This window comes from Allocatenococcus thiocycli (assembly GCF_921292965.1).
In the GTDB taxonomy this organism is placed as follows: Bacteria; Pseudomonadota; Gammaproteobacteria; order Enterobacterales; family Vibrionaceae; genus Vibrio; species Vibrio natriegens.
The window spans coordinates 1-6,196 of record NZ_CAKLCK010000022.1 but is presented as its reverse complement, the minus strand read 5'-3'; the positions used below and the strand labels follow the sequence as shown (position 1 = coordinate 6,196).

The 6,196-nt window shown below is 45.2% G+C and carries 7 protein-coding genes; 2 read left to right on the top strand and 5 right to left on the bottom strand.

The annotated features are described in order from the left end of the window. Nucleotides 1-254 precede the first annotated feature (254 nt). Nucleotides 255-1,835: a lytic transglycosylase gene (locus tag L9Q40_RS07820; protein ID WP_498792979.1), complete on the top strand. Its 1,581-nt coding sequence runs from the start codon at nt 255-257 to the stop codon at nt 1,833-1,835. Continuing rightward, nucleotides 1,832-2,518: a YIP1 family protein gene (locus tag L9Q40_RS07815; protein WP_330470994.1), complete on the top strand. Its 687-nt coding sequence runs from the start codon at nt 1,832-1,834 to the stop codon at nt 2,516-2,518. Before L9Q40_RS07820 ends, L9Q40_RS07815 begins: the two co-directional genes overlap by 4 nt. Here the strand turns inward: L9Q40_RS07815 and L9Q40_RS07810 are convergent. The 5 genes from L9Q40_RS07810 to L9Q40_RS07790 form a co-directional block, all read right to left on the bottom strand. Then, nucleotides 2,515-3,360, bottom strand: coding sequence for an endonuclease/exonuclease/phosphatase family protein (locus tag L9Q40_RS07810; protein WP_498792978.1), 846 nt, complete (start codon nt 3,358-3,360; stop codon nt 2,515-2,517). The two genes, L9Q40_RS07815 and L9Q40_RS07810, sit on opposite strands and share 4 nt — an antisense overlap. A 106-nt stretch (nt 3,361-3,466) precedes the next feature. Continuing rightward, nucleotides 3,467-3,805 carry a nitrogen regulatory protein P-II gene (gene glnB / locus L9Q40_RS07805; protein ID WP_014232746.1) on the bottom strand — a complete coding sequence of 113 codons (339 nt, stop codon included), beginning with the start codon at nt 3,803-3,805 and terminating at the stop codon, nt 3,467-3,469. 175 nt (nt 3,806-3,980) lie between these two features. Continuing rightward, nucleotides 3,981-4,292 (bottom strand): c-type cytochrome, encoded by a 312-nt coding sequence (locus L9Q40_RS07800; protein WP_014232747.1) that lies wholly within the window; start codon nt 4,290-4,292, stop codon nt 3,981-3,983. 59 nt (nt 4,293-4,351) lie between these two features. Next, on the bottom strand, nt 4,352-5,668 hold the full coding sequence (gene tilS, locus L9Q40_RS07795; protein WP_498792977.1) for a tRNA lysidine(34) synthetase TilS: 1,317 nt from the start codon (nt 5,666-5,668) through the stop codon (nt 4,352-4,354). A 76-nt stretch (nt 5,669-5,744) separates the two neighbouring features. Next, nucleotides 5,745-6,196: carboxyl transferase domain-containing protein (locus L9Q40_RS07790; RefSeq protein WP_498792976.1), on the bottom strand; the 452-nt coding region annotated here is incomplete at its 5' end.

Below are 6,196 nucleotides of genomic sequence, written 5' to 3'. Positions count from 1 at the left end.
AACCAATTTTTACTTGTAAGTTTACAAGACCCCAGTATTATCATGGATTGATTTTTCAGAGAGGCGCTTTCGGCGCTTCTCTGCGTTTTGGGTAGAATATAAATCTAATTTTATGTCGACCCATTGCATATTCAGAGGTTTTAACCTCATTTATTAGTGTTTAAAGAAATATGTCTATTATCTTGCGATTGCCACGTAGCGCTTGCTACGCGACAGGCTGGAGAAGATAAAAAGGCCCTAAATAGGCTGAATCCATGCGTTTGAAGTACAGTTTGGCTTTGGCGTTATTGCTTTCTGGTTGTCAGATGACCTCTCCAGATTCAACAACGTCAACACCAGAGACCAACAAATCAGAGCTAGCGGCTAAACAAAAAGCAGCTAAGGAACAAGCAAAAAGTAAGCAATCTTTGACAGATGCTGTCAAAGAGACGCCAAAGGTGCTTTCTCCTCAGGAACAAGAAGATGTATGGCAACGTATTGCTATGCAGCTTGAAATGGACATCCCACACAATAAAAAGGTGGATTACTACCGTACCTGGTATCTAAAACACCCAAATCATCTTAAAACCGTGTCACAACGTGCAGAACCATTTCTGTACATGATCGCTGAGCAAATTGAAAAACGAGGTTTACCTATGGAACTGGCTTTGTTGCCAGTGGTTGAAAGCTCGTTCGATGCCTTTGCCTACTCACATGGTAGTGCAGCAGGCCTTTGGCAATTTGTTCCGGGTACCGGAAAAATGATGGGCCTTGAACAAAATTACTGGTATGACGGGCGTCGCGATGTAGCGGCCTCGACAGAAGCAGCATTAGACTACTTAGTTCAACTGAACAAGCAATTTGATGGTAGCTGGGAACACGCTATCGCAGCCTACAACAGCGGTGGTGGTCGTGTATCCAGAGCTATTCGCAAAAACAAGAGCCTTGGTAAGCCGATTGACTTTTTCTCTTTGGATTTACCTAAAGAGACCAGCAGCTACTTACCTAAACTCTTAGCGCTTGCTGATGTGGTCGCAAATCAGGATAAGTATGGTCTTAATATTCCTGCTATCCCTAACAAGCCGGTATTAGCACTCGTAGATCCTAAAGAGCAACTCGATCTCGCGATTGCAGCTGACTATGCAGGCATCGGTGTCAAAGAGCTGCAAAGCTACAACCCAGCTTACAACCAGTGGTCTACGTCACCGAACGGTCCACAAAAACTGCTGATCCCGATCGAAAAGAAGGATGCGTTCCTTGCTCAGGTAGCAGAGAACCGTGGCAAAGGCGTTAAAGTTGCTCGCTACAAGGTAAAATCGGGTGACTCGCTCGGTGTTTTGGCACGTAAATATGGCACAACGACGAAAGTAATTCGCCGAGCTAATGGCTTGTCGAATGATAATATCCGTATTGGCCAACACCTGCTGATTCCAACATCGACGAAAGATGACTCGAAATACGCGTTATCGGCGAGCAACCGTTTGAGCAAAACGCAATCTACAGCGCGCGGCCAGCTTAAACTGACGCACGTAGTGCAATCTGGTGAAAGCTTGTGGTCAATTGCTCGTGACAATAACGTGTCGTACAAATCTCTTGCTAAATGGAATGGCATGGGACCAAAAGACACATTAAGAAAAGGCCAAAAGATCGTCATTTGGAAGAAATCGGCCGATGACTCAGTCATTCGTACGGTATTCTACAATGTTCGTTCTGGCGACACGATCAGTGGTATCGCAAGCAAATTTAAAGTGAAGAGTACTGACATTGTGAAATGGAATTCTCTCCAACAGAAAAAATACCTACAACCAGGTCAAAAACTTAAGCTGTACGTTGACGTCACTAAGGTAAGTGTATGAAACCATCAAGCAATCCGCTTGTGATGTTGTTGGATGTATTTCGTTCACCTACTTCATGCTTTTTGGCGTTATACCAGCGTGGTGGTTGGGGCTGGCAACTCTTTATTCTTTTGATGGTCAGCCCGTTTCTGTTCTGGGGAGCGTACTTCTCTAACGTAGACTTTACTTGGTTGAGTGAGCAACTCACCCCACAGCTGCAACAAATCGATCCTCAACAGATCGACTTGTTGGAGCCAAACACGCTAATGGCGAGCGCGATCATCAATGATGTGGTTAACCGATTTGCTACCCTGCTTCTGCTCGCATTTTGGTTCTTCCTTGCGACGAAAGCCAGCAAACAGCAATACGGTTATTGGAAGTGGTTTGCCGCCGCTTGTGCAATTCTCTTCCCAGCGGTACTTGGTGATGTGGCAAGCTACGCGAGCTTAATACTCAACCATGGCGAAGTGATGACTTACGCTGCAGATCTCAACAGCCTCAACGGCTTGCTGAAACTGCCGCTAACCAATGAGTGGTCTCACTTCGCAAGCTCACTGCCACTACTGTTACCTTGGTACATCGTTTTAGGTTACGGTGTTGTTCTAACATGGACAGAATTTGAGCGCGGACAAGCTTTGGTTATCGCTAGCCTGCCTTGGGTGATGTTTTACGTCATTTGGGCGCTTTATATCGTCGTGAGTTAGTCGTCCAAAGTAAACGAGACCAGCAATGGATTATGATCGGAAGCGTCGCTCTGCGGCGCTTTCGCGTTTTTGAGCACAAGCCCTCGATAAAACACATGATCGAGACGCTGACCAGTAATAAACTGGGTTCGATGATCCGGTGAAAACGACACTTCTTTTAAGTTTGCCTTCTGTAACGCCTGCTTCATGGCTTCGAGACGATATTCATTCCAACTGTTAAAATCACCAGCAAATATAATAGGCCCGGAGTGTTGCGTTAGTAATGCCTCCAAAGCCGCTATTTGAGAGTGGTATTCTTCCGTTCCAACAGTGAAATTAATCGCGTGTATATTTACGACTGCAAGCGTATTGCCATTACTCAAACGATACTGACTGTAGAGTGCGGATTTTGGTAAACGAAGCCAAGGTTCTGTGGAAGTATACGCACATGCTTTCTGAGGCAACCTTTGCGCAATGTTAATCACACCAGCACCACTGCCCAAAGCTTTAAAAGCACTTACTTGATTGCTCATCCAGTTTCCGTCCACCAGCCACTGTTTGAACGGCTCAGTCATGCTGGCTTCTTGAAGTAATAACAATTGCTTGTCCGTTGAAAGCGCATTAAGTGCACTTTGCCAATTGTCTTTGCTTTGCTTGTAAATATTCCAAATCAATACGTTGAGTTCACCCTGCTCATCTAACACTTGCGAATCATTGAACTCGATGCATTGAATATCTTCAGTAATTTCATCACCGGTTTGGGTGATAATTTGTGGGTGGTCAGGAACCGTGAAAATGACTTGAAAGCCAAGTACAACTGCCATGAAAAAAAAGACTACTGCTAGGACGAAACGCTTAAGCATAAAGGCGTACCTGAATGTGTTTAACCTGACTGACGGTTACAGAATAAAAAAGGAGCCGTATCAGGCTCCCTTTTAGCTTAATCAAAAATAAATTTAGAGTGAAATGTTAAATCGCGTCTTCGTCTTCTTCACCAGTACGAATGCGGATTACACGCTCAACATCAGTGACGAAAATTTTACCATCGCCAATTTTACCGGTTTGAGCGGTTTCGATGATGGTCTCAACGCATTTGTCTGCGACATCTTCAGTAACTACGATTTCAAGTTTCACTTTAGGTAGAAAGTCCACCATGTATTCTGCACCACGGTATAATTCCGTGTGACCCTTCTGACGACCAAAACCTTTGACTTCAGAAACGGTCATCCCTGTGATGCCAACTTCAGCTAACGCTTCTCGAACATCATCCAGTTTAAATGGCTTGATAATCGCTTCAATCTTCTTCATGTTCATCCCTTAAGCTTTAATCGTATGCGGATATTATCGTTTACCGTCTTACAACATTCAATCTTTGTCTCGTTTTGGTATCGTAAAATCTTGAGTTTGATGAAATTTATTAAAGCGAAAATTATAAAACCAGAACATTGCTCTGGTTTTGTTTTTGGTGAGTGCTAGGTAGCGACTATAAGCTAGAGTAGTATGCCGCTAAGTTGGCAATATCATCATCAGACAGCAGTGATGCTTGTGCCTGCATCACTGGAGCAAGCCCACCCGTGCGCTCTTTGTTTTTATAAGCTTTGATGGAGCTCATGATGTATTGAGCATTCTGCCCTTTCAGGTTTGGGTATCCGGGAATGGTTGCCATACCATCCGCACCATGACAGGCAGCACACACTGCCGATTTTGCCTGCCCAGCCGCGACATCGCCCGCAGCGAATGCTTGCCCTGATAACATAGTTAACGCCATTACTGCGCCTATTACTGTTTTCTTCATTGCTTCACCTAATCGTTTTTATTTATAAGTACAATTTATGTTCGATATTGTGTCACAAATTACAAAGGCTTACGCCAAATCAGCTCACAATCCTGACCACTAAATGCCTTATCAACAAACAAGTCGGCTACCGCAACCACCTGATCTTGATACATAAGAATCGGTATCTGGCGACGTAGCCAGCTCGGCACATGGTACTCTTGAAACAGTTTTTTTAATTTACGACTGTGATTACGCGTCACTGGATGCGCAGTTAACCCTTCAGGATTAAACGTGACGCTCAACAACTCCGGCTGCGGCGGCAAAGCAATGGTCGCTTGTTCTGTAGTCGTACTTAACATGAGTTCGCCCAAACCTTCAGGAAGCATAAGCGCACAATCAACTTGAATCTTAACCTGCCAACCGGAAACCTCTGCTTTATCGCAGACCCAGTAGAGCTTATTCTGGAATCGACGAACTTCTCCTTGTTTTAACTTAAGCTTTGGGTTGGCATCTTGTTGGGCCAACGCCACTTCTTTCCAAATCAGGCTAAGCTGTACTTGAGTTGGCATTTGCGCGTTCTGCTTAGCTAACCACATACGAATCAATCGAGCGCGGGCAAGTTCACTGTGAGAGGCTAATTCCGCAATATCCAGACTGAGATCTGCTTGCAACGCACGATAAAAAACGTCGTTAAGTAGTTCGTCTAATAACGTTTCTTGCTGAGCACAGAGAGACGCACTGCGTTGTACGGCCTGGTGAATACTCGGCCAGCGTTGAGACAATTCAGGCACCACGTGGTGACGCAGAAAGTTTCGGTCGTAGCGCGTATCCTGATTACTTTCATCTTCAACCCATTCCAGATTTAACGAGTGTGCAATTTGCTCAATTTGTTCACGTCGAGTCGTCAGTAATGGTCGAATTAAAGTGCCAGCAGAAAAAGGCGCGCTTTCTGCCATGCACGACAACCCTTTCGGGCCACTGCCACGTTTAAGAGCTAAAAGAAAGGTTTCAAGCTGATCATCGGCGTGCTGCCCAGTGAGAAGAAGGTCGCCGTTCTCAATATATTTTGCTAACGCTTGGTAACGCGCTTCGCGGGCAAGTAATTCAATACTTTCGCCACTGTTAATATCTAGGTGTACATACTCTGTTGAATGCGATACACCCGCTTGCTTCGCCCACGCTTTACATTTTTCAGCCCAGCCGTCCGCATTACTGCTTAATCCATGATGAACGTATACCGTTTGGCATGGTATTGCGTGATCACGCTGATAGCGACTCAGTAGCGCCAACAATAAACGCGAGTCCACACCTCCGCTAAACGCTAAGACAACTTTCGTCTGAGGCTGGTAATGGGCAGTCAGTAATTGTGTAAAGTGCTGATAAAGCGATTCCATAAGCAATCCGATCTATACAAAAAAGGGCTGGACTCACATCCAACCCTTTCTATTTTATCCGTTATCTAACCAGATATCAGCAGTAACCGTAGCTCATCAGACGCTGGTAACGACGCTCACGTAGCGACTCTTCGTCAAGCTGTTCTAGATCTTCCAACTGACGAAGCAATGTTGCTTTCATGTTTGCAGCCATTTCAACGTGGTTACGGTGCGCGCCGCCTAGTGGCTCTTCGATGATCTCATCGATAAGCTCAAGCTCTTTAAGGCGCGGAGCTGTCAGACCCATTGCTTCTGCTGCCTGAGGTGCTTTATCTGAATCACGCCAAAGGATAGAAGCACAACCTTCAGGAGAGATAACTGAGTAAGTTGAGTACTGAAGCATGTTCACGTAGTCACCCACACCAATCGCAAGTGCACCACCTGAACCGCCTTCACCGACAACGTTACAGATTACTGGTACTTTCAGACCAGACATCACTTTCAGGTTTTTCGCGATTGCTTCAGATTGACCACGTTCTTCTGCACCAA

Coding starts and splice junctions, on each gene's coding strand:
- L9Q40_RS07820 (WP_498792979.1), top strand. CDS start 255: ATGCGTTTGAAGTACAGTTTGGCTTTGGCGTTATTGCTTTCTGGTTGT.
- L9Q40_RS07800 (WP_014232747.1), bottom strand. CDS start 4,292: ATGAAGAAAACAGTAATAGGCGCAGTAATGGCGTTAACTATGTTATCA.
- L9Q40_RS07810 (WP_498792978.1), bottom strand. CDS start 3,360: ATGCTTAAGCGTTTCGTCCTAGCAGTAGTCTTTTTTTTCATGGCAGTT.
- glnB (WP_014232746.1), bottom strand. CDS start 3,805: ATGAAGAAGATTGAAGCGATTATCAAGCCATTTAAACTGGATGATGTT.
- tilS (WP_498792977.1), bottom strand. CDS start 5,668: ATGGAATCGCTTTATCAGCACTTTACACAATTACTGACTGCCCATTAC.
- L9Q40_RS07815 (WP_330470994.1), top strand. CDS start 1,832: ATGAAACCATCAAGCAATCCGCTTGTGATGTTGTTGGATGTATTTCGT.